The following is a 25,067-nucleotide window of genomic DNA, read 5'->3' as shown; positions in this document are numbered from 1 at the left end:
AAGAGGCCCATTCGCGATCAAGCGAATGGGCCTCTGACCTGCGTCGGGGTGGCGGGATTTGAACCCACGACCTCTTCGTCCCGAACGAAGCGCGCTGCCAAGCTGCGCTACACCCCGATCGTCGCTGCTCGTCGCGGCGACGTCGTTTACTTTAGCCCACCGGTGGCTGGAGACGAAATCCGGTTTTGGCGCGGTGGCGGGTGGGGTTCGGGCGGGCGTGGTCGAGGGCGATCAGGAGGATTGCCAGGGCGTAGAAGGAGAGGCCGAGGAGGAGGGCGTTGCCGAGGACGTTCTTGTAGCCGTGGAGATCCACGTCCAGGAAGGGGTAGAGGTAGCGGCCGCCAGTGCCCGGGAGGATCAGTTCGCCCCGGGTGAAGGAGAACAGCAGGTAGGCCAGGGGGTACAGCAGCCAGGTTGCCGCCTGGCGCAGGTGCAGGCGGCCGGGGGCCGTCAGCAGAAGCCAGTCCGCCAGCGCCGCCGCGGGGATCACCGTGTGCAGGAGGTGGGCGGTCACCGCGTGCCAGCCCGTCGGATTCGCCGCCTCGCCCGTCAGGACGAAGGGGCTCGCCGCGTTCGCGAGCAGCACGTGGTGCACCAGGGCCGTGATCGTGACGTAGAGAAGGGCCGCGCCCGTCAGGGCGGAGGGTAGGGGGCGGCGGGCGGTCCACGCCCTGCGGGCCGACAGCAGGAGCACCATCGCCAGCAGGATCGCGCTCTGGATCGCGAAGTAGCTCAGGGTGCGGATCGCGCTGCTCAGGAGCAGTTCGACGGTCACCGCCCCCGCGGCCACCAGTGCCACCAGTACGCGGTAGGCGGCGGCCACGGGATGGCGTACGGGAGCCACCACCGCCGTGGCGGGGACGGGCGAGGGCAGGAATGCGGGCATGCCCGGGAGGGCGGGGAGGTCCGGGATGTCCCTCGGTATTGGCGCGGTCATGCCCTTACGTTAGGCATATCAGGCAAAACGGGCGATACGGGCGGGCCGTGCGGGTTAACGTCCCCTGCGCCCAAGGTCCCCTGCGCCGTCGCCCCCGGGCCCGACGCTCGCTCCCTACTCCCGGCCCACCAGCGTCAGCAACGTGACCTCCGGCGGGCACGCGAACCGCACCGGCGTATAGCGGCTCGTGCCACATCCCGCCGACACGTGCAGGTACGACGTCCTGCCCTCCGCCGTGTGCCGGGACAGCCCCTTCACCCGGTCGGTGTCCAGATCGCAGTTGGTGACGAAGGCGCCGTAGAAGGGGAGGCAGAGCTGGCCGCCGTGGGTGTGGCCGGCGAGGATCAGTCGGTAGTCGTCTGCCGTGAAGGCGTCCAGGACGCGGAGATACGGGGCATGCACGACGCCCATGGAGAAGTCGGCCGCGCCCGACGGGCCGCCGGCCACCTCGGCGTAGCGGTCCCGCTTGATGTGCGGGTCGTCCACGCCGGTCAGCTCCACCGACACGCCCTCGATCTTCAGCATGCCGCGCGTGTTGGTGAGGTTCTGCCAGCCCGCCGCGTCGAAGCCGTCCCGCAGGTTCTCCCACGGGTTGTGGATGACCCCTACGGCGGGCGCGTTGCCGTTCAGGCCGTGGCGGCCCTGCGCCTTCTCGTACAGGTAGCGCGCGGGGTTGCGGAATGTGGGGCCGTAATAGTCGTTGGAGCCGAAGACGTACGCGCCCGGGAACTCCATCAGCGGACCCAGCGCGTCCAGGACCTCCGGCACGCCCTCCGGGTCCGAGAGGTTGTCGCCCGTGTTGATCACGAAGTCCGGGCGCAGGCCCGCCAGGGAGCGCAGCCAGCGCTGCTTCTTGCGCTGGCCGCCGACCATGTGGATGTCGGAGACCTGGAGCACCCGCAGTGGGCGCATGCCGGGCGGCAGGACGGGGACCGTCACTCGTCGCAGCCGGAAGGAACGGGCTTCGAAACCCGCCGAGTAGACGAGGCCGGCGGCGCCAACCGCCGCGATTCCCAGGGGGACTCCGTATCGCGCGCGCATGCCTCCATCGTGTCAGATCACGAGGACATCCTTGACCGGGCGCCCGCGACCCCGTTACGACGCCCACCCGCCGCCCCGTGATGCCGGGCACCCGCCGCCCGTAACGCCGCGCACCCGCGCCCCGTGACGCCGGGCGCCCCCACCCGGTGATGCCGGACGCCCGCCGCCTCGCGATACCCCCGTAAATGCGCGCGCACCCCCCACCCCGCACCTGCGACAATCAACCCCATGACCACGCTCAAGTCCAAGCTGCGGGAAGACCTCAACGCCGCGATCAAGGGGCGCGACGAGCTGCGCTCCTCGACGCTCCGGATGACGCTCGCCGCGATCAGCAATGAGGAGGTCGCGGGCAAGGAGAAGCGCGAGCTCTCCGACGCCGAGGTTTTGAAGGTGATCACCAAGGAGGCGAAGAAGCGCCGCGAGGCCGCGGACGCCTTCGCCCAGGGTGGTCGCGCCGAGTCCGCCGAGCGGGAGAAGGCGGAGGGCGAGGTCCTGGCCGAGTACCTGCCCAAGCAGCTCAGCGACGAGGAGCTGAACGACATCGTCGCCCAGGCCGTCGAGGAGGCGAAGGCGGCCGGTGCCGAGGGGCCGCGGGCCATGGGCGCCGTCATGAAGATCGTGAACCCGAAGGTGGCCGGCCTGGCCGAGGGCGGCCGGGTCGCCGCCGCGGTGAAGAAGCTCCTGGCCGGCTGAGAAACAGCACCTGCCGGTCGTACGAGAGCCCGGTCCCGCATGCAGCGGGACCGGGCTCTCATCCGTGGGTGGGTCTCCGGGCGTCAGCCGCGCCCGCCGCCGCCCCCGTTGCCGCCCCCGTTGCCGTTCCCGTTGCTCGTGCCCTGGATGAAGCCCTCCGGGATCGAGAAGGACGGCGTCGGGAAGGTGGTGTTGCCGTCGTTGCCGCCGTCGTTCCCACCGCCGTCGTTGCCGCCGTTGTCGTGCCCGCCGTTGTTGTTGCCGCCGTTGTCGTTGCCGTCGCCCTTCCCGTCGCCCTTGTCCTTCGGCGGGTCCGGGATGTTGACGAGGTTGAAGCCCGGGGCGTCCTTGCCCTCCAGGGCACCGCTCATCATGTCGCGCCAGATCGGTCCGGGGACCTCACCGCCGAAGACCTTGGAGTGCCAGACGCCGCCGATGGTGATGTTCTGCATCTTGCGCTTGTGCGCGGGGTCGCCGACCCAGACCGCGCCGGCCATGTTCGGCGTGTAGCCCACGAACCAGGCCGCGTAGCGCTCGTCCGTCGTACCGGTCTTACCGGCGCTGGCGCGGCCGCTGAGGCCCGCCTGGGTACCCGTACCGTCCTCGACCACGCCCTTGAGGAGCGTGTTGATGGTGTCCGCGGTGGTCTCCGACATCGCCCGCGAGCAGGTCGACTTCGGCACCTGCAGGGACTTCGACTTCTCGCCGACCCGCTGGGTGATCGACTCGATGGCGACCGGGGTGCAGTACATACCGCGCGAGGCGAAGGTCGCGTACGCGTTCGCCATCGTCAGCGGGGAGACCTCCTGGGTGCCCAGGGCGATCGAGGGCCGCTGCTGCAGCTTGCCGCCGTCCGCGCGTTCGACCCCCATCTTCGCGGCCATCTCCGTCACCGGGCAGACGCCGATGTCGCTGATCAGCTGCACGTAGTAGGTGTTGACCGACTTGGCGGTCGCCTCCTTCATGGAGTACGGGCCGACCTCGGACTCGTTCTCGTTGGTGAGCGAGACGCCCTTCTCGTTCCAGACCTTGCCGTTGCAGAGCTGGACCGGGCTCGGGTAGTCCATCTTGTACGGCGAGGAGTACATCTTCGTCGCCGGCATACCGCCCTCTATCGCGGCCGCGGCCACGATCGCCTTGAACGTCGAACCGGGCTGGTAGCCCGCGCCGCCACCCATGTCCTGGTCGACCGAGAGGTCGAGCGTCGTCTCGTTCTTCTTGGTGTTGATGCCGTACGGCCGCGACTGGCCCATCGCCAGGATCTTGCCGGTGCCGGGCTGGACGATGGTGGCCGCGGTGGCCACGTCGTCCTTCTGGTAGACGTGCTCCTTGATGGACCTCTGGGCCGACTTCTGGGCCTGCGGGTCCATCGTGGTGCGGATCGTCAGGCCGCCCTGGTTCCAGACCTTGGCCCGGGCCTCCTGGGTCTTGCCGAAGACCGGGTCGGTCAGGAAGACCTCACGGACGTAGTCGCAGAAGAAGCCGGCGCCCTTGACCGCCGTGATGCAGCCGTTCTTCGGCTTGCTGACCTTGAGGCCCAGCGGCTGCTCCTTGGCCTTGTCGGCCTCCGCCTGGGAGACGTCACCGACCTCGGCCATGCGCTGGAGCACGGTGTTGCGCCGCTTGGTCGCCTCGGCCTCGTCGTTGACCGGGTCGTAGCGGCTCGGGGACTGGACGATGCCCGCGAGCAGAGCCGACTGCTCGAGGTTGAGGTCCTTGGCGTGCCGGGAGAAGTAGCGCTGGGAGGCGGCCTCGACGCCGTACGCCTGCTGGCCGAAGAAGGTGATGTTCAGGTAGTTCTCGAGGATCTTCTTCTTGCCGAGTTCCTCTTCGAGCTGGATCGCGTACTTCAGCTCGCGAATCTTGCGGCCGATGGTCTGCTGGGTGGCCTCGGCGACCTTCGTCGGGTCGTCACCGGCCTCCTCCACCGCGACGTTCTTCACGAGCTGCTGCGTCAGCGTGGAGGCGCCCTGGGCGACCCCGCCGCTCTGGGCGTTCTTGTTGAGCGCGCGCAGGACGCCCTTCAGGTCGACCGCGCCGTGCTGGTAGAAGCGCGAGTCCTCGATCGCGACGATCGCCTTCTGCATGTACGGCGAGATGTTCTTGAGGTCGACCACCGTACGGTCGCGCGAGTACACCGTGGCGATGGTGCCGCCCTCGCTGTCGAGGATCGTGGTGCGCTGGCTCAGCGGTGGGGTCTTCAGGTTGGTCGGGAGTTCGTCGAAACTCTCCACCGACCCCTTGGCCGCGAGCCCGAGCGCGCCGGCCGCGGGCAGCGCGATGCCGGCCATCACCGCTCCCGCGAGGACACTGACACCGAGGAACTTGGCGGCCTGCTGCGTGGGCGACAGACCGCCACCCGAGCGCTTCTTCGACATAGGGGGCAGCCTAATCCGTCCTCATGAGCGTTCAGGGGGAGCCCATGTCACGGCATGGCGACGGAAGCGGGCACGACCGCGTGGGAGCGGGCATGGCGGCAGGAGCGCGCACTACCTTCTCATTCGCCGGACACGCGCACAGGCGTTGGCCTAAGCTGCTCTCAACTGTCACAGCAGTAGGGCCACGTATCAATACGTCCGCCGATCCCGAATCGTTGCGGTCGGTCCCCAACTTTTTTGGTGGGGACGTGTCCGAATCCGCCTCGTGTGTCATCAGGTGCCCGTTGTGACGCAAGACAAGTGTCCTGGTCTGCCGGGATAGTCATGTATGTCGCGGGCTCACTCCCCCGGGTGATCTGCCGCTTACGCATAGTCCGTTCGGGCCATTCAAGATTGGGCCCGAAGGGGGTGTTGCGCTGTGCCTGCCTTCCGTAACGTCCTCAACTGGCGGCGGTGAATATGCCGCTGCCGCCGTGGGGGAGCCTCGATTCGGGAGAGGACGGCGCCGGTATGGGCTGGGTAGTCGACTGGAGTGCGCAGGCGGCCTGCCGCACTACCGATCCGGATGAACTGTTCGTTCAAGGAGCAGCGCAGAACCGGGCGAAGGCGGTGTGCACGGGATGTCCGGTGCGCACGGAGTGCCTCGCCGACGCGCTGGACAACCGCGTCGAGTTCGGCGTGTGGGGAGGCATGACAGAGCGCGAGCGCCGCGCCCTGCTGCGCCGGCGCCCGACGGTCACGTCGTGGCGCAGGCTGCTGGAGACGGCGCGCGTCGAGTACGAGCGGGGGGTCGGCATCCTGCCCCTCGAAGACGACGAGATCTACGAGAACTACGCGGCGGTGGGCTGAGGGGGGACGCCCCTCGGGACGGTGGGGACACCCCTCGGGGGACAGTCGCCAAGTCAGGCACGGGCCGCCGGTCGACGGCAGCGTCGGGCACGGGTCAGTCCGCGACAGTCTCGGGCAGCTCCTGCCGCCCGGCCGCGAGCCGTGTTCCGATGTCCCGCAGCCCCGTGAGGTCGTGCACATCGCCGGGCAGCGCGGCCACTTCGGCCACCGCCACCTCGGGGTGGAGCGCGGTGAAGCGGTCACGTGTGCGCTGCTCGCGGGAGAGCAGTTGCATACGGTCGGCGTGCAGCCTCAGCAGGCCTGCGGTGAGCTGGTCGACGGACCGGTCAGCCGGATGGGCGGACCGCTCCTTCTCCGTGCGCTCCGAGCTCTGGTTCTCCAGGTCGGCGGGGGAGCCTTCGTCAGGAGCCGGTGCCTCGGAAGCGGGAGATTCTGAACTGCCGTACGTGTCGGGAGAGTTACGAAGTCCAGCTTTCCCGCCCTCCTGATCGACAATGCGGGGCTCTTCAAGATTTTCCGCAGCCTCGGGATTCTCCGCGGTCTCAAGATTTTCCGCAGCCTCGAGGTTCTCCGCGGCGGCGAGCGCCCGCTCGGCCGAGAGCCGGTCGGCGCCGCTGCCGTGGACCCGGTTGAGCACCAGGCCGGCGAGCGGCATGCGCTCCGCGGCCAGCCGCTCCACGAAGTACGCGGCCTCGCGCAGCGCGTCCCGCTCCGGGGCCGCGACCACCAGGAACGCCGTCCCGGGTGCCTGGAGCAGCTTGTACGTCGCGTCCGCGCGCGTGCGGAACCCGCCGAAGGTCGTGTCCATCGCGGCCACGAACGTCTGGACGTCCTTGAGGAGTTGACCGCCCAGCAGTTTGCCGAGCGTGCCGGTCATCATCGACATCCCGACGTTCAGGAACTTCATCCCCGCCCGTCCGCCGAGCTTGGCCGGGGCGGTGAGTAGGCGGATGAGCCTTCCGTCGAGGAAGGAGCCGAGCCGCTTCGGCGCGTCCAGGAAGTCGAGGGCGGAGCGGGAGGGGGGTGTGTCGACGACGATCAGGTCCCACTCGTCCCGGGCCCGCAGCTGCCCGAGCTTCTCCATCGCCATGTACTCCTGCGTGCCCGCGAAGCCCGCCGAGAGCGACTGGTAGAAGGGGTTGTTCAGGATCGCGGCCGCCCGATCGGCGTCCGCGTGCGCCTCGACGATCTCGTCGAAGGTGCGCTTCATGTCGAGCATCATCGCGTGCAGCTCACCGCTCGCGGAGTCGTCCAGGCCCTTCACCCGGCGTGGGACGTTGTCCAGCGAGTCGATGCCCATGGACTGGGCGAGCCGGCGGGCCGGGTCGATGGTGAGGACGACGACCTTGCGGCCCCGCTCGGCGGCACGCAGGCCGAGGGCCGCCGCGGTCGTGGTCTTGCCGACGCCGCCCGAGCCGCAGCAGACCACGATCCGGGTCTTCGGGTCGTCGATCAGGGGGTCGAGGTCGAGCACCCCCGCGGGGGAGAGGCGGTGGGGGCGGTCCGGGCGCGGATTCTGGGGAGTTCGGTTGTGCCGGTCGGCGTCCGGGCTCATGACATCCCCTGCTTCCGCAGCTCGGTGGCCAGTTCGTACAGTCCCGCCAGGTCCATGCCCTCGGTCAGCAAGGGCAGTTCGTGCAGCGGCAGTCCCAGTTCGCCGAGGACCGAGCGCTGTTCGTGCTCCAGGTCGTACCGCTCGGCGTACTCCTCGGCCTGCCGGATCAGCGGGTCGACCAGCTTCTCGGCGTTGCCCCCGCGGCGGGCGCCGCCGAGCCCGGCCGAGGACAGCGCCTTCGCCACGGCTGCACGCGGGGTGGTCCGTACGAGTTCCAGATCGGTGCCGTCCAACACCTCCGGGCGCACCATGTTCACGACGATCCGGCCCACGGGCAGCTGTGCGGCCCGGAGTTCGGCGATGCCGTCCGCGGTCTCCTGGACGGGCATCTCCTCCAGGAGGGTCACCAGGTGGACGGCCGTCTCCTTGGACTTCAGCACCCGCATCACGGCCTGCGCCTGATTGTGTATCGGGCCGATCTTGGCGAGTCCCGCGACCTCGTCGTTGACGTTCAGGAAGCGGGTGATACGGCCGGTGGGGGGCGCGTCCATCACGACGTAGTCGTAGGCGAAGCGGCCGGACTTGTTCTTACGGCGGACCGCCTCGCACGCCTTGCCCGTCAGGAGGACGTCCCGGAGGCCGGGCGCGATGGTGGTCGCGAAGTCGATCGCGCCGAGCTTCTTCAGGGCGCGTCCCGCTCCGCCGAGTTTGTAGAACATCTGGAGGTAGTCCAGAAGGGCCAGTTCGGGGTCGATGGCCAGTGCGTACACCTCCCCGCCCCCCGGAGCGACGGCGATCTTCCGCTCCTCGTAGGGCAGCGCCTCCGTTTCGAAGAGCTGCGCGATTCCCTGGCGACCCTCCACCTCGACGAGAAGCGTCCGCTTCCCCTCGGTGGCGAGGGCCAACGCGAGGGCTGCGGCGACCGTCGTCTTTCCGGTCCCGCCCTTGCCGCTGACGACCTGGAGCCTGCTCACGTATTCGAGCGTAACCAGTCGGCGGCGAACCTAAGCAGGAGGCTGTGGATAACGCGGGCACCGGCTGTGGGCAGCAGCGGCTGAAAGCCGGGGTTGAGCAGCGGCTAAAGTCGGCCGCATGACCAAGAAGTGGGAATACGCGACCGTGCCGCTGCTCGTCCACGCCACGAAGCAGATTCTGGACACCTGGGGCGAGGACGGGTGGGAGCTCGTGCAGGTCGTGCCCGGGCCGAACAACCCCGAGCAGCTGGTGGCGTACCTGAAGCGGGAGAAGGCGGCGTGAGCGGGGCGGTCGAGGCGCGGCTCGCGGAGCTGGGGCTGACGCTGCCGGCGGTCGTGCCGCCGCTGGCGGCGTACCAGCCGGCCGTGCAGTCGGGTGTGTACGTGTACACCTCGGGCCAGCTGCCCATGGTCGACGGCAAGCTTCCGGTCACCGGCAAGGTGGGCGCGGAGGTCACGGCCGAGGAGGCGAAGGCGCTGGCCCGCACGTGCGCGCTGAACGCGCTGGCGGCGGTGAAGTCGGTCGCCGGTGACCTGGACCGGATCGCGCGCGTGGTGAAGGTCGTGGGGTTCGTGGCGTCCGCCGCGGACTTCACGGGACAGCCGGGCGTGATCAACGGCGCGAGCGAGCTGCTGGGCGAGGTGCTCGGTGAGGCGGGTGTGCACGCGCGGAGTGCGGTGGGGGTGGCTGTGCTGCCGCTCGATGCGCCGGTCGAGGTCGAGGTGCAGGTGGAGCTGACCGAGGCGTGATGCCTGCGGCGGCCTGTACGGGTTCGGTGGGGGCGGGTGTTCTGCGCAGTTCCCCGCGCCCCTGAACGCCTGCGGCGGGCTCGTTACGTCGTGGGCGGGGCCGGGGTGCGCTGCGGGCGGAGGCCCCCACCCCCTTCCCTTCGTGCCGTACGCGGCAAACGGCAAACGGCCCATCGTGGCACAGGCTGCCTGCGACTCGTCAGGGGCGCGGGGAACTGCACGACCAGCCCCCACCGGCCGCAGCCGCCCCCGACGCCCCAGCGAGGCACCCTCATGGGCGTCCGGCTCAGGCAGCTGCCCGCCGGGGACATGCTCGACCAGCCCCACCGGCCCGCAGCCGCCCGACGACACCAGCGAGGCACCCCGTAGGCGCCCCGGCCGAGGCCCGGCGCAGCGGCCCGCGGGGAACCGCGCGACCAGCCCCCACCGGCCCGCACCCGCCCGACCGCCCGACCCGGTGCCCCCTCACGCGCCCGGCCCTCGAACATCCGCCCTCCACGAGTTAGCCTCCGGCCATGGCAAACGGGCAGTGGTACCCAGCGGAATGGCCGGACCGTATCCGCGCGCTCGCGGACGGCACGCTGCGGCCGGCCGAGCCGAGACGGGCCGCCACCGTGATGCTGCTGAAGGACACGGCGACCGGCACCTTCGTGCACATGCTGCGCAGGCGGGCCTCCATGGCGTTCGCCGGCGGTGCGTACGCCTATCCCGGCGGTGGCGTCGACCCCCGTGACGACGAGCACCACATCCACTGGGCGGGTCCCACGCGCGCGTGGTGGGCGCGTCGGCTCGGGGTGGACGAGACGACGGCTCAGGCGATCGTCTGCGCGGCGGTGCGGGAGACGTACGAGGAGGCGGGCGTCCTGCTCGCCGGGCCGACGGCCGAGTCGGTGGTCGGTGACACCACGGGCGCGGAGTGGGAGGCGGACCGCGCCGCCCTCGTGGCCCGGGATCTGTCCTTCGCGGAGTTCCTGGAACGCCGGGGGCTCGTGCTGCGGTCGGATCTGCTGGGGGCCTGGACGCGCTGGATCACGCCCGAGTTCGAACCCCGCCGCTATGACACGTGGTTCTTCGTCGCCGCCCTCCCGGAGGGGCAGCGCACCCGCAACGCCTCCACCGAGGCCGACCGTACGGTGTGGATCCGGCCCCAGGACGCGGCGGACGGCTACGACAAGGGCGAGTTGCTGATGATGCCACCCACCATCGCCACGCTGCGGCAGCTCACCGCGTACGGCACCGCCGCCGCCGCGCTCGCCGCCGCGCCCGACCGTGACCTGACCCCGGTGCTCGCGCGGGCCCGGCTGGTGGACGGCGAGATCGTGCTCTCCTGGCCGGGGCACGACGAGTTCACCAAACACATCCCGACCGGTGGAGCCTCCGCATGACCGACGCCGCAGCCCTCCCCGGCCAGCCACGGGGCGGGGTCCTCTCGGGCCCCGCCACAGCGCGGGCCGTCAACGTCCTCGCGCCCAACGCCTCCGCGATGACCCTGGACGGGACCAACACCTGGATCCTGTCGGAGCCGGACTCGGAGCTGGCGGTCGTGGTCGATCCCGGTCCGCTCGACGAGGGGCACCTCCGCGCGGTCGTCGACACCGCCGAGGCGGCCGGCAAGCGGGTCGCGCTCACGCTGCTCACCCACGGCCACCCCGACCACGCCGAGGGCGCCGTCCGGTTCGCCGGGCTGACCGGCACCAAGGTGCGCGCTCTCGACCCCGCGCTGCGGCTGGGGGAGGAAGGGCTCGGCGCGGGGGACGTGGTGCGCGTCGGCGGGCTGGAGCTGAGGGTCGTCCCGACGCCCGGGCACACCGCCGACTCGCTGTGCTTCCATCTCCCGGCCGATCAGGCCGTCGTGACCGGTGACACCATCCTGGGGCGCGGTACGACCGTCGTGGCCCATCCCGACGGCCGCCTGGGCGACTATCTGGACTCCCTGCGGCGGCTGAGGTCCCTGACGGTCGACGACGGCGTCCACACCGTCCTGCCGGGCCACGGGCCCGTCCTGGAGGACGCCCAGGGTGCCGTCGAGTTCTATCTCGCCCACCGTGCCCACCGGCTCGCCCAGGTCGAGACGGCCGTGGAGAACGGACACCGGACGCCCGGTGCCGTCGTGGAACACGTGTACGCGGATGTGGACCGGTCGCTCTGGCCCGCGGCCGAGCTGTCGGTGCGGGCCCAGCTGGAGTATCTGGAGGGGCACGGGCTCATCTAGGAGTCTTCGTGCCGTGCACGCGCGCGTACTCGTCCGCCAGCCAGGGGCCCAGGTCGTCGACGTACGTGCGCAGTACGGCGTTGTCGGCGGTCGGGGCGTGGCCCAGGGCGGCCGCCGTTCTCAGCTGGTCGGCGCGCTCCGGGTAGTACGCGGCGAAGACCTGTGCCATCTCTTCCAGGTCGCTCGTCCAGCCGTTCCAGCGGGGCATGACCAGGGTGAACGCGGTGCGGACCAGGTGGCGGGACATGAAGCGGACGAGGCGGGTCCGGGTCTCGTCCGAGTCCGCCGTCTCGATCCGCTCGCGCCAGCGGGGGAGCAGCACGGCGAGGTCGCCGTTGGTCTCGCGGGCCAGGAGGGAGTCGGGGCGGTAGCGGGGGAGGTACTCCGCCAGGTCGTCGCCGAGCAGCGGGGTGCACAGGCAGGCCACGAACCAGCCCAGGTCGTGGCGTTCCAGGTCGCTCAGCAGGAGATCGCGGCTGTAGAGCAGCGTTCCGACGCCGTCGATCTGCGGGAACTCCTTGTCGAGCGCCTCTCCCAGCTCCCGTACGCCCTCCCGGTCCGCGTCGGTCGGCTCGTCCCCCAGGGCGAGGAGAAGGTCGAGGTCGCTACGGCCCACGCGCGCGGTGCCGCGCGGAATCGAGCCGTAGAGGTACGCGCTGTGCAGCCTCGGCCCGAACAGGTCCAGCACCCGGTCGCGGGCGGCGGCGACGACCGGGCGGAAGGGCTGCGGGATCCGCACGAGGGAGCCCTCGCGCTCGATGTAACCCTCGGCGTCGAGTCCTTTGGGGGCGATGGGGGGAACGGTTTCGGCGGCCATGGGATCACTGTGCCCGGGGGCGGACCCGGAGGCAGCTCATTAACGGCCCTGGGTGGCCCGTGTGGGGCCGAACGTGGTCACCGCCACCGGAAGACGCGCAGGCGGCGCGAGGTGCTGTGGGAGCGGCAGGCGGTGGCGATCACGTCACCGGACGCGGCGGCCAGCAGGTCGGATCCGACGCCGCCCAGCCGGCGACGGGCCACGAGCCGGCCGTCGGCGGGGTCGAGGACGGCGAGGTGGTCGCCCCGGCGGTGGAGGACCAGGAACCAGCCTCGGTGGGCCAGGAGGGTGCAGGAGGAGACCTCGCCGCCCTGCCATGTCCACAGCAGCCTGCCGGAGGAGAGGGAGAACGCCCCGATCCGATGCCGGTCGTCCCGATGCCGGTCATCCCGCTGCGGGGTGTCGCGAGGTATCAGTTCGACCGCGAGGGTGTCACCGGCCACGGCGAGCTTCCCGCCGAAGTCCGCGTACCCCTCCGGCGGTGTGAGCGCCACGTCCGAGCGGGCCACGCGGAGCCGGGGTCTGCCGCGCGCGCCCCGGCCGTCCAGCCGTACCACGAAGGGCTCGGCGAGCAGGACGGACACCTTCTCCACGCGTTCGTCCGTGATCGTGCCCTCCCAGGCCGGCTCTCCGGTGCGTGCGTCCAGGGCGCGCAGCGCCAGGCCGTCCACCGCCGCGATCCGGCCCCCGGCCAGGGCCGTGCCGCCGGTGCGGCGGGTGAGGGGACCGAGCCCGTCCCGGCGCTGGGGGCGGCTCCAGGCGACCTCGCCCGTGGTCAGGTCCAGTGCGGTGACGCGGATGTGACCGGCGTCGGCGGCGCCGTCATCGTGGTGCAGTACCACCCCGAGGCCTTCCCGGACGTCGGACGACGCCACCACGACCACCTCCTCGCCCGGTGGCCGCCACGTCCACACCGGAGCGCCCGTGGGGATCCGGAAGGCCCGCACCCGGTCGAAGCGGACGTCCACGACGGCGTCGTCCGTCGCCCACAGGGCCAGCGGCTTGTCACGGAGGTCGGTCTCCCAGGGAGACGTCCACAGCCGCCGCACCGATCCCCGCCACCGCGAATGCCGCCAGACCGACTCCGGCGCCCTGTCCTCGTGCATGCCCACCCCTGGGGATACGGGAAGGGCCCCGCCGTGCGGCAGGGCCCTTCGACGTCGTACGACGATCCGCGCTCAGCGCGAGCGCTTGGCGAGCCTCTCGACGTCCAGGAGGATCACCGCGCGGGCCTCCAGGCGCAGCCAGCCGCGCTGGGCGAAGTCCGCGAGGGCCTTGTTGACCGTCTCACGGGAGGCGCCGACCAGCTGGGCCAGCTCCTCCTGCGTGAGGTCGTGGACGACGTGGATGCCTTCCTCGGACTGCACGCCGAAGCGGCGGGAGAGGTCGAGCAGCGCGCGCGCCACGCGGCCCGGCACGTCCGAGAAGACCAGGTCGGACATCTGGTCGTTGGTCCTGCGCAGACGCCGCGCGATGGCTCGCAGGAGCGCGGAGGCCACCTCGGGACGCGCGCTCAGCCAGGGCTGGAGGTCACCGTGGCCGAGGCCGAGCAGCTTGACCTCGGTCAGCGCGGTGGCGGTCGCGGTGCGCGGGCCCGGGTCGAAGAGCGACAGCTCGCCGATGAGTTCACCGGGGCCGAGAACGGCCAGCATGTTCTCGCGGCCGTCGGGGGAGGTGCGGTGGAGCTTCACCTTGCCCTCGGTGACCGCGTAGAGCCGGTCTCCGGGGTCGCCCTCGTGGAACAGGGAGTCGCCACGCGCGAGAGTCACCTCACTCATGGAGGCGCGCAGTTCCGCGGACTGCTCGTCGTCGAGTGCCGCGAAGAGCGGGTTGCGCCGCAGAACGTCGTCCACGAGTTCTCTCCTTGTCGACCTGCTCAGGGGATCTTGTTCCCCCTTGGTACCAGGGGAACCCGGTGCCCATTTTGCCGGACGGTCCAAACAGTGTGATCTGTCACAAGGATGCCGCACACATGTCCCGGGGTAAGCGGCAGGGGTCCAATTGGGGGCCGGTCTCCGGGGTCCGGGGCGGATGTCAGTGCCGGGCTCTAGGCTGGCCGGGTGTCCAAAACGCCGGTGAGAGCACAGGCCAAGGGGGCTGGACGGGTGGTTGCCCGCCGAGATTCCGCTGTGGGCGAACAGGGCGTCGGGGGCGGTAAGAAAACGGCAAAAGCGGCAGGGAAGGCTCCGGTGGAGAAGAGGACTTCGGCGAAGAAGGCGACGAAGGAGACGGCTCCCGTGCGGAAGGCCGCCGCCGTGAAGAAGGTGGCCGCCGTGAAGAAGGCGACCGTCGCTCCCAAGAAGGCGGCGGGTGCCGTGAAGAAGGCCTCGGCCATCAAGACGGTTGCCGCGAAGCCTCCGAGGAACGAGTCGCAGACCGCCCTCGTCCGTCGTGCCCGGCGTATCAACCGGGAGCTCGCGGAGGTGTTCCCGTACGCCCACCCCGAGTTGGACTTCGAGAACCCCTTCCAACTGATTCTGGCGACGGTCCTGTCCGCGCAGACCACCGACTTGAGGGTCAATCAGACGACTCCCGCGCTGTTCGCCAAGTACCCGACGCCCGAGGACCTGGCCGCGGCCAACCCCGAGGAGGTCGAGGAAATCCTCCGGCCGACCGGGTTCTTCCGGGCCAAGACCAAGTCGGTCATAGGGCTGTCCAAGGCGCTGGTGGAGAACTTCGGCGGCGAGGTCCCGGGGCGGCTCGACGACCTCGTCACGCTGCCCGGTGTGGGTCGCAAGACCGCCTTCGTCGTCCTCGGCAACGCCTTCGGGCGGCCCGGCATCACCGTTGACACGCACTTCATGCGGCTGGTCAGGCGCTGGCAGTGGACCGACGAGACCGACCCCGAAAAGATCGAGGCCGCCGTCTCGGCGCTCTTCCCCAAGAGCGACTGGACGGACCTGTCGCACCACGTCATCTGGCACGGCCGCCGCATCTGCCACGCCCGCAAGCCCGCCTGCGGCGCCTGCCCCATCGCCCCGCTCTGCCCGGCCTACGGCGAGGGCGAGACGGACCCGGAGAAGGCGCGAAAGCTGCTCAAGTACGAGAAGGGCGGCTTCCCGGGCCAGCGGCTGAACCCACCGCAGGCCTATCTGGACGCGGGCGGAAAGGCCGCGCCGCCGCTGGGGGCCACCGGGTGAGGCTGCGGACGGCGTGGCCGGGCAGACCGGATCGGGTCGACGGGCCGGATCGGGCCAAGGGGTTCGCCCGCGCGGTGCGGCCGGTCGGATCACCCGGGCGACGGGACGAGCCCCGCGGGGCCCGGACACCGGCGCGGGTCGGCTGGGCCGGCGGGTGGGAGTCGCGTTTCGGTCGGACCCGGTGGTGCGACCGGGTGGGCGTGTGCTGCCGTCGTGCGGGGGTGCCTGGTAGGTCCGGAGGGCCGGGTCGGTCGGGAGTGCTGGGCTGGGTGGGCGAGTTGAGCTGGGCTGAGGTGTCGGGTCGGGTGGCAGCGTCCGGTTGGGCCGGAGCGACAGGCCGGGCGGAGGCGCCGGCTTCGGCGAGAGCGCTGAGCTGGGCTGGAGTGTTGAGCTGGGCAGAGATGTCGGGTCGGGCAGGAGCGTCCCGTTGGGCCGGAGCGACAGGCCGGGCGGAGGCGTTGGCTTCGGCGAGAGCGCTGGGCTGGGCTGGAGTGTTGAGCTGGGCTGAGGTGTCGGGTCGGGCGGGAGCGCCCGGTCGGGCGGAAGAACCAGGCAGGCCCGGAGAGTTGAACCGGGCCGGAGTGCCCGGCTGGGCGGTGGCGCTGGGCGGGATGCAAGCGCTGGGCCGGGAGGAAGAGCTGGGCCGGGGTGAGATGTCAGGTCGGGTGAGAGTGCCCGGTTGGACGGACGGACCAGGCCGGACCGGAGTGCTCAGCCGGACCGGCACGTCAGGGCCGACCGGATCGTCGGGTCGCGCCGGGGCCTCGTGCCCGGCGGGCCGGCCCCGCTCCGTGGGCGGGCCGCGGGTGCCGGGCGCGTGTGGTGCCCGGATGGAACGATCTAGGGCCCGTCAGGCGTTGGGCAGTGCAGGACGACGGGGGTGGCGATGACGCGGGTGAGCCGTACGAAGGGCGTGACGGTCAGCAAGGACGGCCTGCCGAGCTGGCTCGACCCGGTGGTGCGCGCCGTGGAGACCATCGAGCCGCTCCAGCTGAGCCGCTTCCTGCCGCCGGCGAACGGCGCGGGACGGCAGTCGGCCGTGCTGGTCCTGTTCGGCGAGGGCGAGCGCGGACCCGAGCTGCTGCTCATGGAGCGGGCGAGTTCGCTCAGGTCGCACGCCGGGCAGCCGTCGTTCCCCGGCGGCGCGCTCGACCCGGAGGACGGTGATCCGAAGGGCGACGGGCCGCTCAGGGCCGCCCTGCGCGAGGCCGAGGAGGAGACCGGCCTCGACCCGTCGGGCGTGCAGCTCTTCGGCGTCCTGCCCAAGCTGTACATCCCGGTCAGCGGCTTCGTGGTGACCCCGGTGCTGGGCTGGTGGCGCGAGCCGACCCCGGTCGGCGTCGTCGATCCGAACGAGACCGCCCGCGTCTTCACGGTTCCCGTGGCGGATCTCACGGACCCCGACAACCGTGCGACCACCGTTCACCCCAGCGGTCACCGAGGTCCGGCATTCCTGGTCGAATCGGCCCTGGTGTGGGGCTTCACCGCCGGAATCATCGACCGGATCCTGCACTACGCGGGCTGGGAGCGCCCCTGGGACCGTGAGAAGCAGGTCCCGCTCGACTGGCGCGCATGACAGGGTGGCGTCCGTGCTGTGTCTTTCCGGGGACAGCCCCCGACCGGCCGACCTGTGGTGAACGCGAAGTGATGAGGCGAGGCTCGAACCGGTGAACGTGCTGGACATCCTGTTGCTGGTCGCCGCCGTGTGGTTCGCGATCGTCGGCTACCGCCAGGGCTTCGTCGTAGGCATCCTGTCGGTGATCGGATTCCTGGGCGGCGGTCTCGTCGCCGTCTACACCCTCCCCGTGGTCTGGGACGCGCTGACCGACCACGCGGAGGTCGGCACGGTCGCCGCCGTCGTCGCCGTGGTCGTCGTCATCGTCTGCGCCTCCATCGGCCAGGCCCTGACCACCCACCTCGGCAACAAACTGCGCCGGTACATCACCTGGTCCCCGGCCCGTGCCCTGGACGCGACCGGCGGCGCCCTCGTCAACGTCCTGGCGATGCTCCTGGTCGCCTGGCTGATCGGCTCCGCCCTCGCCCAGACCACCATGCCGACCGTCGGCAAGGAGGTCCGCAGCTCCAAGGTGCTCCTGGGGGTGCAGGAGGCGTTGCCGGGCGCCGCCGACACCTGGTTCAAGGACTTCACCTCGGTCCTCGCGCAGAACGGCTTCCCGCAGGTCTTCAGCCCGTTCTCCGACGAGCCCATCAAGGAGGTCCAGCCGCCCGACCCCAAGCTGGCCCACAGCGCGGTCGCCACCCGCGCCCAGCGTTCCATCGTCAAGGTCATGGGCACCGCGCAGAGCTGCGGCAAGGTCCTGGAGGGCACCGGCTTCGTCTTCGGCGACCGCCGCGTCATGACCAACGCCCATGTCGTCGGCGGCGTCGACGAGCCCACGGTCCAGATAGGCGGCGAGGGCAGGAAGTACGACGCCACGGTCGTCCTGTACGACTGGCAGCGCGACATCGCCGTCCTGGACGTGCCCGATCTGGAAGCGCCCGCGCTGCGGTTCACGTCCGAGGACGCGGCCAGCGGGGACAGCGCGATCGTCGCGGGCTTCCCGGAGAACGGCTCGTACGACGTCCGCTCCGCGCGCGTGCGCGGGCGCATCGACGCCCACGGACCGGACATCTACCACCGCGGCACCGTCGACCGCGATGTCTACTCCCTGTACGCGACCGTCCGCCAGGGCAACTCCGGCGGCCCGCTGCTGACCCCGGAGGGCAAGGTGTACGGCGTGGTCTTCGCGAAGTCGCTCGACGACGCCGACACCGGGTACGCGCTCACCGCGGACGAGATCCAAGAGGACATCGCCAAGGGGCGTACCGCGAACCAGCAGGTGGACAGCGACAGCTGCGCGCTGTGAGGGGTGCCGCAGGACCGGCGCGTCAGCCTCGGGGGTGACGCAGCCGTACCGAGACCCAGCGGGCCCGGCGGCGCAGGATGCGCGGAATGCCCACCCTCAGGTCCGTGCCCCCCGCCAGTTGCGGGGAACCACCCTGATGGCGGGAGCTCAGGGCAGCGCCCGAGCGTCGATTGCGTGCTGCGTCACCGTAGTCGTGCGTCCAGCCCATACCCGGACGTGTGCCCCTGCCCCAAGGTCGATAACCGCCCCCACGCCCCCCAATTGGCCTATGCGCCGGGCAAGTGGCCGTTCGTAGGACAGGTGTTCAGATCAGGACACCGGGCGCGACACGACGATCACCGATCGGGTTCGGGATCCTTCAGCCAATTGATCAGTTCTGTCGAGAAGGCGACCGGATCCTCCTCGTGCGGGAAGTGCCCCAGACCGTCGAACAGCCGCCAGCGGTACGGCGCTTCGACGTACTCCCCGGACCCGGCCGCACTGCGGGTCCGCATCACCGGGTCGAGCGAGCCGTGCAGATGGAGGGTCGGCACGCGGACGGGCCGCTTCATGCGCCGGTTGAACTGGATCCCGTCGGGACGGGCCATCGATCGCACCATCCAGCGGTACGGCTCGACCGAGCAGTGCGCCGTGGAGGGGATGCACATCGCCGCGCGGTACGTCTCCACTGCCTTGTCGTCCGGCAGCCGCGGGCCGGACCAGTCCCGGATCAGCTCGGCGACCAGCGCGCCGTCGTCCGCGGTCAGCCGGCGCTCGGGAACCCAGGGCCGCTGGAACCCCCAGATGTAGGAACCGGCACGCGTCTGCTTGACGTCCGAGAGCATCGCCGAGCGCCAGCGCCGCGGATGCGGCATGGAGGCGACAGCGAGCCGTCGTACGAGCTTGGGACGCATCGCGGCCGCCGTCCACGCCAGATAGCCGCCCAGGTCATGGCCGACCAGCGCGGCGTCCGGCTCGCCGAGGGAGCGGATGACGCCGGTGACGTCGAGGGCGAGGTTGGCCGGGTCGTAGCCGCGCGGGGTGCGGTCGCTGCCGCCGACGCCGCGCAGGTCCATGGCCACGGCCCGGAAGCCGGCGTCGGCGAGCGCCTCCAGCTGGTGGCGCCAGGTCCACCAGAACTGGGGGAAGCCGTGCAGGAACATCACGAGCGGTCCGTCGCCCAGTTCGGCGATGTGGAAGCGCGCGCCGTTGGCGGCCACGTCCCGGTGCGTCCAGGGACCGTCGGGCCGCACGAGAGAGGCGGGCTGCTGCGCCGAAGGGGCGGCGGGGTCGGTCATGACGACGAGCGTGCCACAGCCTCGATGGCCTTCGTGTTTCGGACCCGCTCCTCGAGGACCTTGGCGTCGCCGTCGGGCCGGGGATGCGGCTTGGCGTTCTGCAGCACGCCCGCCGTCTCCTTCACCGACGCGGCGACCTTCTGCGGGCCCTTGCCCTTCTGCGCCTTCTTCGCGAAGACGACGCCGATCAGCACGAGGACGAGCGCGACGAGGACGTTGGCGGCGAAGGACAGCAGGAAGCAGACCGCGAGGTTCCAGTCGCTCCAGGTCCGGATGCCGTACGCCAGCGCGAAGTTGAGCATCGGCAGGGAGAACAGCAGGACCCCGCCGGCCACGCTGAACGCGCCACCGCTCATCGCACCCTTCTTGACGTCCTGCTTGAGCTGCGCCTTCGCCAGCGCGATCTCGTCGTGCACCAGGGCCGACATCTCGGTCGTCGCCGTGGCGAACAGCTGGCCGATGCTGCGTTCGGCGCCGACCGGGCTGCCGTCGGGTGCGCTCATCGCGGTCTCCCTCTTCACTGACTCTGTATGGGCCGTGACTCTGTATGGGCCGTGTCTTTTGTACCGTCCCGTCAGATCATGCCCGACGGTCGTCCTCCTCGCCTGCCCCGCCCGCCACTTCGGCAAGCCGCTCGGCGGTCTTGAGCGCGGCGATCCGGCGGTGCTCGGCGGCCTTGCGGTCGTAGATCGCCGCCATCCGCAGGTGGTAGGCCGGGTCGTCCTCCTCGTACACGTCCGGGATGCCGTCAAGGTCGTCGTCACGTTCCTCGGCCTCGTACAGCCTGCGGTACTTGGCGTTGCGCAGCTTCAGCAGCACGGTCGCGAGGGTGGCCGCGATGAGCGAGCCGAGGAGTACGGCGGTCTTGACCTCGTCGGTCAGTGTCGCGTCGCCGTCGAAGGCGAGCTCCCCGATGAGCAGCGACACGGTGAAGCCGATGCCGGCGAGGGTCGCCACCGCGAACACGTCGGCCCACTCCAGGTCGTCGCTGAGCGAGGCCCGGGTGAAGCGGGCCGTGAGCCAGGTCCCGCCGAAGATGCCGAGCGTCTTGCCGACGACCAGCCCGAGCACCACGCCCAGCGTCTCCGGTTGGGTGAGCACGTCGCCGAGCGCGCCGCCGGAGACGGAGACACCCGCGCTGAAGAGGGCGAACAGCGGGACGGCCAGGCCCGCCGAGAGCGGTCGTACGAGATGCTCGATGCGCTCGCCCGGGGAGAGCTTCTCGCCCTCCCGCCTGGTGCAGCGCAGCATCAGGCCCATCGCGACGCCCGCGATCGTGGCATGGATGCCGCTGTTGTACATCAGCGCCCAGATCACCAGCGCGAGCGGGAGGTAGACGTACCACCCGCGCACGCCCTTGCGCAGCAGCAGCCAGAAGAGCGCGAGGCCGAGGGCGGCGCCGCCGAGCGCGACGAAGTCGATGTCGGCGGTGAAGAAGACCGCGATGATCAGGATCGCGAAGAGGTCGTCGACGACGGCCAAGGTGAGCAGGAAGGCGCGCAGCGCGCTCGGCAGCCAGGTGCCGATGACAGCGAGGACGGCGAGCGCGAAGGCGATGTCGGTGGCGGTGGGCACGGCCCAGCCGGCCAGGGAGCCGCCGCCGGTGAGGTTGGTGAGCGTGTAGACGAGTGCCGGTACGGCCATGCCGCACAGGGCCGCGGCCACGGGCAGCGCCGCCGCCCTGGGGTCCTTCAGGTCACCGGCGACCAGCTCGCGCTTGAGCTCGGCGCCGGCTACGAAGAAGAAGATCGCGAGCAGTCCGTCGGCGGCCCAGTGCTCGATCGACAGGTCGAGTCCGAGGGCCGCGGGGCCCAGGTGGTAGTGGCTGACGCTCTCGTAACTGCCGTGCAGCGCGGGGACGTTTGCCCAGACCAACGCGGCGATGGCGGCGATGAGCAGCAGCACACCGCCGACCGTCTCGGTGCGCAGCGCGTCCGCGACGAAGGTGCGCTCGGGGAGGGAGAGTCGTCCGAGGACCTTACGAGTGGGCGCGGGCATCGGGGGGACCTCCGGTCGGTGGGCACGGCAGTGCTGCTTGCCGACCAGACTTCCCGGCACACCTTGAGGGTCACGCTGCTTTGTTTAGTTTACCTAAAAGGGGCGCCCGGCGCGCCTCCGCGACCGGGTGCCCCGTCAGGATGACGTCAGTCCTCGCTGGGCGCGGCCGGCAGCTTGGCCTGGATGAGGTCCATGACCGTGGAGTCCGTCAGCGTGGTCACGTCACCGAGCTGGCGGTTCTCGGCGACGTCCCGCAGCAGTCGGCGCATGATCTTGCCGGAACGGGTCTTGGGCAGTTCCTGCACCGGCAGGATCCGCTTGGGCTTGGCGATCGGGCCGAGGGTGGCGCCGACGTGGTTGCGCAGGTCGGCGACGAGGCTCTCGTCCTCGGCGTTAGCCGTGCCGCGCAGGATCACGAACGCGACGATGGCCTGCCCGGTCGTCTCGTCGGCGGCACCCACGACGGCCGCCTCGGCGACGGAGGGGTGCGAGACGAGCGCCGACTCGACCTCCGTCGTCGAGATGTTGTGGCCGGAGACCAGCATGACGTCGTCGACGCGGCCCAGCAGCCAGATGTCGCCGTCGTCGTCCTTCTTCGCGCCGTCACCGGCGAAGTACCTGCCCTCGAAGCGGGACCAGTACGTGTCGAGGAAGCGCTGGTCGTCGCCCCAGATGGTGCGCAGCATCGACGGCCACGGCTCGGTGAGGACCAGGTAGCCGCCACCGCCGTCGGGAACCTCCCGAGCCTCGTCGTCCACCACGGTGGCCGAGATGCCGGGCAGCGGCGTCTGGGCGGAACCGGGCTTGGCCGCGGTGACCCCGGGCAGCGGGGCGATCATCATCGCGCCGGTCTCGGTCTGCCACCAGGTGTCCACGATCGGGGTGCGGTCGGCGCCGATGTGCTTGCGGTACCAGATCCACGCCTCGGGGTTGATCGGCTCACCGACCGAGCCGAGGACGCGCAGGCTGGACAGGTCGAACTTCGCGGGGATGTCGTCGCCCCACTTCATGAACGTACGGATCGCCGTCGGCGCCGTGTACAGGATCGTCACCCCGTACTTCTGGATGATCTCCCAGAAGCGGCCCTGGTGCGGGGTGTCCGGCGTGCCCTCGTACATGACCTGGGTGGCACCGTTGGCGAGTGGGCCGTAGACGATGTACGAGTGCCCGGTCACCCAGCCGACGTCGGCCGTGCACCAGTAGACGTCGGTCTCCGGCTTGAGGTCGAAGACGGCGTGGTGGGTGTACGCGGTCTGGGTGAGGTAACCGCCGGAGGTGTGCAGGATGCCCTTGGGCTTACCCGTCGTACCGGACGTGTAGAGGATGAACAGCGGCTGCTCGGCGCCGAAGGCCTCGGGGGTGTGCTCGGCCGACTGCCGCTCCACGATCTCGTGCCACCACACGTCCCGGCTGTCGTCCCAGGCGACCTCCTGGCCGGTACGGCGGACGACGAGCACGTGCTCGACATTGCCGGCCTTGTCCGCGGCCTCGTCGACGGCCGGCTTGAGCGCGGACGGCTTGCCGCGCCGGTATCCGCCGTCGGAGGTGATGACGACCTTGGCGTCCGCGTCCTGGATGCGCGTGGCGAGGGCGTCCGCGGAGAACCCGCCGAAGACGACGGAGTGCGCCGCGCCGATCCGCGCGCACGCGAGCATCGCGACCGCCGTCTCGGGGATCATCGGCATGTAGACGGCGACCCGGTCGCCCTTCTGGACGCCCAGTTCCAGCAGGGCGTTCGCGGCCCTGGAGACCTCGTCCTTGAGCTCGGCGTAGGTGATCGCGCGGCTGTCGCCCGGCTCGCCCTCGAAGTGGATGGCGACCCGGTCGCCGTTGCCCGCCTCGACATGCCGGTCGACGCAGTTGTAGGCCACATTGAGCTCGCCGTCCTGGAACCACTTGGCGAACGGCGGATTCGACCAGTCCAGTGTCTCGGTCGGCTCCTTGGCCCAGCTCAGCCGGCGGGCCTGCGCGGCCCAGAATCCCAGCCGGTCAGCCTTGGCCTGCTCATACGCCTCCGCCGTGACGTTGGCGTTCGCGGCCAGGTCGGCGGGGGGTGCGAACCTGCGCTCTTCCTTGAGCAGGTTGGCCAGGCTTTCGTTGCTCACGGCATCTGCCTTTCCCAGGGTGTCCGTTGTGTCCCAGGCCACAGCTCATCAGACCGGGGGTGCGATGACAAGGGTCGACCGGAAATTGGTTTAGACCTGTGGGGGTCGAGTCGGCCGACCATGGTCATCCGTACCCACGTACGCCGACCAGGCAGAGTTCAGCACTTGTAACGCCTTTCACACTCCCGCCCAAGTACGGGTGAAGCGCCGTCGACGCACCGGCGCCCGACGAGAAGGGAGCCCGAGTGGACGGCATACGGGGCGGACCGCGGGCCGCGGCGCGCGACCCACAGCTCTTCGAGGAGTTCTACCGGCGCCATGTGGACGCGATGACGTCTTTCGTGGCCCGGCGTGTCGCGGACCCTCCCCCACTCTCGGCTTCGCTCGAGCGGGGGGACCCCCATCAGTCGCCGACCTGACGGCCGAGATCTTCCTGGCGGTCCTGGACTCCGCCCACACCTACCGCCCGTCCCGGGGCAGCGAGCGGGCGTGGCTGTACGGCATCGCGCGCAACGTGGTCGCCGGGGAGCGCCGGCGGGTCGCCCGCGAGACCGACCGCGACCGGCGCATCTCGGGACGGCGACTGCTGGAGCCCGACGACATCGCCCGCCTGGAGGACAAGCTCGACGCGGAGAGCCCGGGCCGCCGCGCCCTGGCCGCACTGGAACGGCTCCCCGCGGGGGAGAGAGCCGTCCTGGAACTGGTCGCGGTCGACGAACTGACGGTCGGCGAGGCCGCGACCGCGTTGGGGATCAGCCAGGTCGCGGCGCGTGTACGGCTGCACCGGGCGCGTAAGTCGCTGCGGGAGCAGGCGGAATCACCGGGTGGGGAGCCGTACGGCACCTTCCTGTCGTACGTCACGGAAGGAACCGGGGGAGAGGCATGACGACGAGGACAACGTTCGAGGACCGCCTGTTGGCGGAGTTGCAGGGGGAGATCGAGCGCCGGGAGTCCGCTTCGGCGCCCGCCGCACGGCGCCCTCTGTTCACGGGCCGCCGGCTCGTCATGGCCGCAGGGCTCTGCGCAGCGACCGGGCTCGCAGTGGTGCTGTCGCCGGGGACGCCGGCGGAGTCTCCGGCGTATGCGCTGGAGCGCCATGACGACGGAACCGTCACGCTCACCGCCAAGGAGCAGTACATCGACGTCGACGACCAGCGCGAACTCGCACGACAGCTGCGCCCGAACGGCATCGAGGTGGAGGTGCAGATCCTGCGCCCCGGCTATGGCTGTGAGGGGGACACGGTGCTCTGGGCACACACCCCTGAGGGGGGACGAGACCCGATCTTCACCATCCACTGGGCTCGGAAGATCACCCTGCACCGCGGCAACGTGCTGGTCTTCGTGAACTTCAACGACGGGACAGAGCCGCACAAGGTCGACGTCTACCCCACCGAGGCCGACGTCGAGCCGTGCGTCCCGGTGAAGCCGAAGCCGGACCAGTCCCAGCGTGCCTAGTGCCCCTCCGGCGGTGTGC

Annotated in this window: 23 protein-coding genes, 1 tRNA gene and 1 pseudogene; 11 read left to right on the top strand and 14 right to left on the bottom strand. The window is 70.7% G+C overall.

Going from position 1 to position 25,067, the window contains the following annotated elements; translation table 11 throughout:
• Positions 1 to 43: 43 nt before the first annotated feature.
• The 3 genes from ABZT02_RS20655 to ABZT02_RS20645 all read right to left on the bottom strand — a co-directional run bounded on the left by ABZT02_RS20655 (position 44) and on the right by ABZT02_RS20645 (position 1,978).
• A tRNA-Pro gene (locus ABZT02_RS20655) sits at positions 44 to 117 on the bottom strand.
• A gap of 34 nt (positions 118 to 151) precedes the next feature.
• Complete coding sequence (locus tag ABZT02_RS20650; RefSeq protein ID WP_356019414.1) at positions 152 to 937, bottom strand: Pr6Pr family membrane protein; 786 nt, start codon at positions 935 to 937, stop codon at positions 152 to 154.
• 114 nt (positions 938 to 1,051) lie between these two features.
• Entirely contained in the window at positions 1,052 to 1,978 is a 927-nt protein-coding gene (locus tag ABZT02_RS20645; RefSeq protein ID WP_356019413.1) for a metallophosphoesterase, read from the bottom strand.
• 228 nt (positions 1,979 to 2,206) lie between these two features.
• On the opposite strand from ABZT02_RS20645, the gene ABZT02_RS20640 reads away from it, so the two are divergent.
• Positions 2,207 to 2,671, top strand: a complete 465-nt coding sequence (locus tag ABZT02_RS20640; RefSeq protein WP_356019412.1) for a GatB/YqeY domain-containing protein — start codon at positions 2,207 to 2,209, stop codon at positions 2,669 to 2,671.
• 83 nt (positions 2,672 to 2,754) lie between these two features.
• Here the strand turns inward: ABZT02_RS20640 and ABZT02_RS20635 are convergent, their stop codons facing one another.
• The gene (locus ABZT02_RS20635; RefSeq protein ID WP_356019411.1) at positions 2,755 to 5,049 is read right to left on the bottom strand and encodes a transglycosylase domain-containing protein; all 2,295 of its coding nucleotides are present in this window, start codon (positions 5,047 to 5,049) and stop codon (positions 2,755 to 2,757) included.
• A gap of 510 nt (positions 5,050 to 5,559) precedes the next feature.
• Here ABZT02_RS20635 and wblA point away from each other — a divergent pair.
• The gene (wblA, locus tag ABZT02_RS20630; RefSeq protein WP_020118772.1) at positions 5,560 to 5,898 is read left to right on the top strand and encodes a transcriptional regulator WblA; all 339 of its coding nucleotides are present in this window, start codon (positions 5,560 to 5,562) and stop codon (positions 5,896 to 5,898) included.
• Between the two features lie 94 nt (positions 5,899 to 5,992).
• Here the strand turns inward: wblA and ABZT02_RS20625 are convergent, their stop codons facing one another.
• Both ABZT02_RS20625 and ABZT02_RS20620 read right to left on the bottom strand, forming a co-directional pair.
• Positions 5,993 to 7,453, bottom strand: a complete 1,461-nt coding sequence (locus tag ABZT02_RS20625) for an ArsA family ATPase (protein WP_356019410.1) — start codon at positions 7,451 to 7,453, stop codon at positions 5,993 to 5,995.
• Positions 7,450 to 8,427 (bottom strand): ArsA-related P-loop ATPase, encoded by a 978-nt coding sequence (locus ABZT02_RS20620; RefSeq protein WP_356019409.1) that lies wholly within the window; start codon positions 8,425 to 8,427, stop codon positions 7,450 to 7,452. Before ABZT02_RS20620 ends, ABZT02_RS20625 begins: the two co-directional genes overlap by 4 nt.
• 118 nt (positions 8,428 to 8,545) lie before the next feature.
• Here ABZT02_RS20620 and ABZT02_RS20615 point away from each other — a divergent pair, with 118 nt between their 5' ends.
• From ABZT02_RS20615 to ABZT02_RS20600, 4 genes are all read left to right on the top strand, one after another.
• A complete protein-coding gene (locus tag ABZT02_RS20615; protein WP_007383662.1) occupies positions 8,546 to 8,710 on the top strand; it encodes a DUF4177 domain-containing protein in 165 nt (54 codons plus the stop codon).
• Positions 8,707 to 9,177: a RidA family protein gene (locus ABZT02_RS20610; protein WP_356019408.1), complete on the top strand. Its 471-nt coding sequence runs from the start codon at positions 8,707 to 8,709 to the stop codon at positions 9,175 to 9,177. The genes ABZT02_RS20615 and ABZT02_RS20610 overlap by 4 nt, the downstream gene beginning before the upstream one ends.
• A 515-nt stretch (positions 9,178 to 9,692) precedes the next feature.
• The gene (locus tag ABZT02_RS20605) at positions 9,693 to 10,562 is read left to right on the top strand and encodes an NUDIX hydrolase (protein WP_356019407.1); all 870 of its coding nucleotides are present in this window, start codon (positions 9,693 to 9,695) and stop codon (positions 10,560 to 10,562) included.
• Positions 10,559 to 11,389 carry an MBL fold metallo-hydrolase gene (locus ABZT02_RS20600; protein ID WP_356019406.1) on the top strand — a complete coding sequence of 277 codons (831 nt, stop codon included), beginning with the start codon at positions 10,559 to 10,561 and terminating at the stop codon, positions 11,387 to 11,389. The genes ABZT02_RS20605 and ABZT02_RS20600 overlap by 4 nt, the downstream gene beginning before the upstream one ends.
• On the opposite strand, the gene ABZT02_RS20595 is transcribed toward ABZT02_RS20600, so the two are convergent.
• The 3 genes from ABZT02_RS20595 to ABZT02_RS20585 all read right to left on the bottom strand — a co-directional run bounded on the left by ABZT02_RS20595 (position 11,382) and on the right by ABZT02_RS20585 (position 14,059).
• Positions 11,382 to 12,206: a nucleotidyltransferase gene (locus ABZT02_RS20595; protein WP_356019405.1), complete on the bottom strand. Its 825-nt coding sequence runs from the start codon at positions 12,204 to 12,206 to the stop codon at positions 11,382 to 11,384. The genes ABZT02_RS20600 and ABZT02_RS20595 overlap by 8 nt on opposite strands.
• 77 nt (positions 12,207 to 12,283) lie before the next feature.
• The gene (locus ABZT02_RS20590; protein WP_356019404.1) at positions 12,284 to 13,312 is read right to left on the bottom strand and encodes a PQQ-binding-like beta-propeller repeat protein; all 1,029 of its coding nucleotides are present in this window, start codon (positions 13,310 to 13,312) and stop codon (positions 12,284 to 12,286) included.
• A 72-nt stretch (positions 13,313 to 13,384) separates the two neighbouring features.
• Positions 13,385 to 14,059 carry a Crp/Fnr family transcriptional regulator gene (locus tag ABZT02_RS20585; RefSeq protein ID WP_007383667.1) on the bottom strand — a complete coding sequence of 225 codons (675 nt, stop codon included), beginning with the start codon at positions 14,057 to 14,059 and terminating at the stop codon, positions 13,385 to 13,387.
• Positions 14,060 to 14,311: 252 nt separating this feature from the next.
• Between ABZT02_RS20585 and nth the strand changes: the two genes are divergently transcribed.
• The 3 genes from nth (at position 14,312) to ABZT02_RS20570 (ending at position 18,213) form a co-directional block, all read left to right on the top strand.
• Positions 14,312 to 15,346 (top strand): endonuclease III, encoded by a 1,035-nt coding sequence (gene nth / locus ABZT02_RS20580; protein ID WP_356019403.1) that lies wholly within the window; start codon positions 14,312 to 14,314, stop codon positions 15,344 to 15,346.
• Positions 15,347 to 16,232: 886 nt separating this feature from the next.
• Positions 16,233 to 16,922 (top strand): CoA pyrophosphatase, encoded by a 690-nt coding sequence (locus ABZT02_RS20575; RefSeq protein WP_356019402.1) that lies wholly within the window; start codon positions 16,233 to 16,235, stop codon positions 16,920 to 16,922.
• 91 nt (positions 16,923 to 17,013) lie between these two features.
• Entirely contained in the window at positions 17,014 to 18,213 is a 1,200-nt protein-coding gene (locus ABZT02_RS20570; protein ID WP_356019401.1) for a MarP family serine protease, read from the top strand.
• A gap of 22 nt (positions 18,214 to 18,235) precedes the next feature.
• Here the strand turns inward: ABZT02_RS20570 and ABZT02_RS20565 are convergent, their stop codons facing one another.
• From ABZT02_RS20565 to acs, 5 genes are all read right to left on the bottom strand, one after another.
• Positions 18,236 to 18,421: a hypothetical protein gene (locus tag ABZT02_RS20565; RefSeq protein WP_078616585.1), complete on the bottom strand. Its 186-nt coding sequence runs from the start codon at positions 18,419 to 18,421 to the stop codon at positions 18,236 to 18,238.
• 127 nt (positions 18,422 to 18,548) lie between these two features.
• Positions 18,549 to 19,490, bottom strand: a complete 942-nt coding sequence (locus tag ABZT02_RS20560; RefSeq protein WP_356019400.1) for an alpha/beta hydrolase — start codon at positions 19,488 to 19,490, stop codon at positions 18,549 to 18,551.
• Entirely contained in the window at positions 19,487 to 19,993 is a 507-nt protein-coding gene (locus ABZT02_RS20555; RefSeq protein ID WP_356019399.1) for a phage holin family protein, read from the bottom strand. Before ABZT02_RS20555 ends, ABZT02_RS20560 begins: the two co-directional genes overlap by 4 nt.
• A gap of 76 nt (positions 19,994 to 20,069) precedes the next feature.
• Complete coding sequence (gene nhaA / locus ABZT02_RS20550; protein WP_356019398.1) at positions 20,070 to 21,488, bottom strand: Na+/H+ antiporter NhaA; 1,419 nt, start codon at positions 21,486 to 21,488, stop codon at positions 20,070 to 20,072.
• Positions 21,489 to 21,634: 146 nt separating this feature from the next.
• On the bottom strand, positions 21,635 to 23,593 hold the full coding sequence (gene acs, locus ABZT02_RS20545; protein WP_356019397.1) for an acetate--CoA ligase: 1,959 nt from the start codon (positions 23,591 to 23,593) through the stop codon (positions 21,635 to 21,637).
• Positions 23,594 to 23,838: 245 nt separating this feature from the next.
• Here acs and ABZT02_RS20540 point away from each other — a divergent pair.
• Together ABZT02_RS20540 and ABZT02_RS20535 are read left to right on the top strand one after the other, a co-directional pair.
• Positions 23,839 to 24,479 (top strand): annotated as a pseudogene (locus ABZT02_RS20540) (RNA polymerase sigma factor).
• Entirely contained in the window at positions 24,476 to 25,048 is a 573-nt protein-coding gene (locus ABZT02_RS20535) for a hypothetical protein (protein ID WP_356019396.1), read from the top strand. Before ABZT02_RS20540 ends, ABZT02_RS20535 begins: the two are co-directional and overlap by 4 nt.
• The last annotated feature ends 19 nt before the right edge of the window (positions 25,049 to 25,067 follow it).

The sequence above is a fragment of the Streptomyces sp. NPDC005402 genome (genome assembly GCF_040606575.1).
Lineage (GTDB): Bacteria > Actinomycetota > Actinomycetes > Streptomycetales > Streptomycetaceae > Streptomyces.
This window is presented reverse-complemented; position numbering and strand designations above follow the sequence as displayed.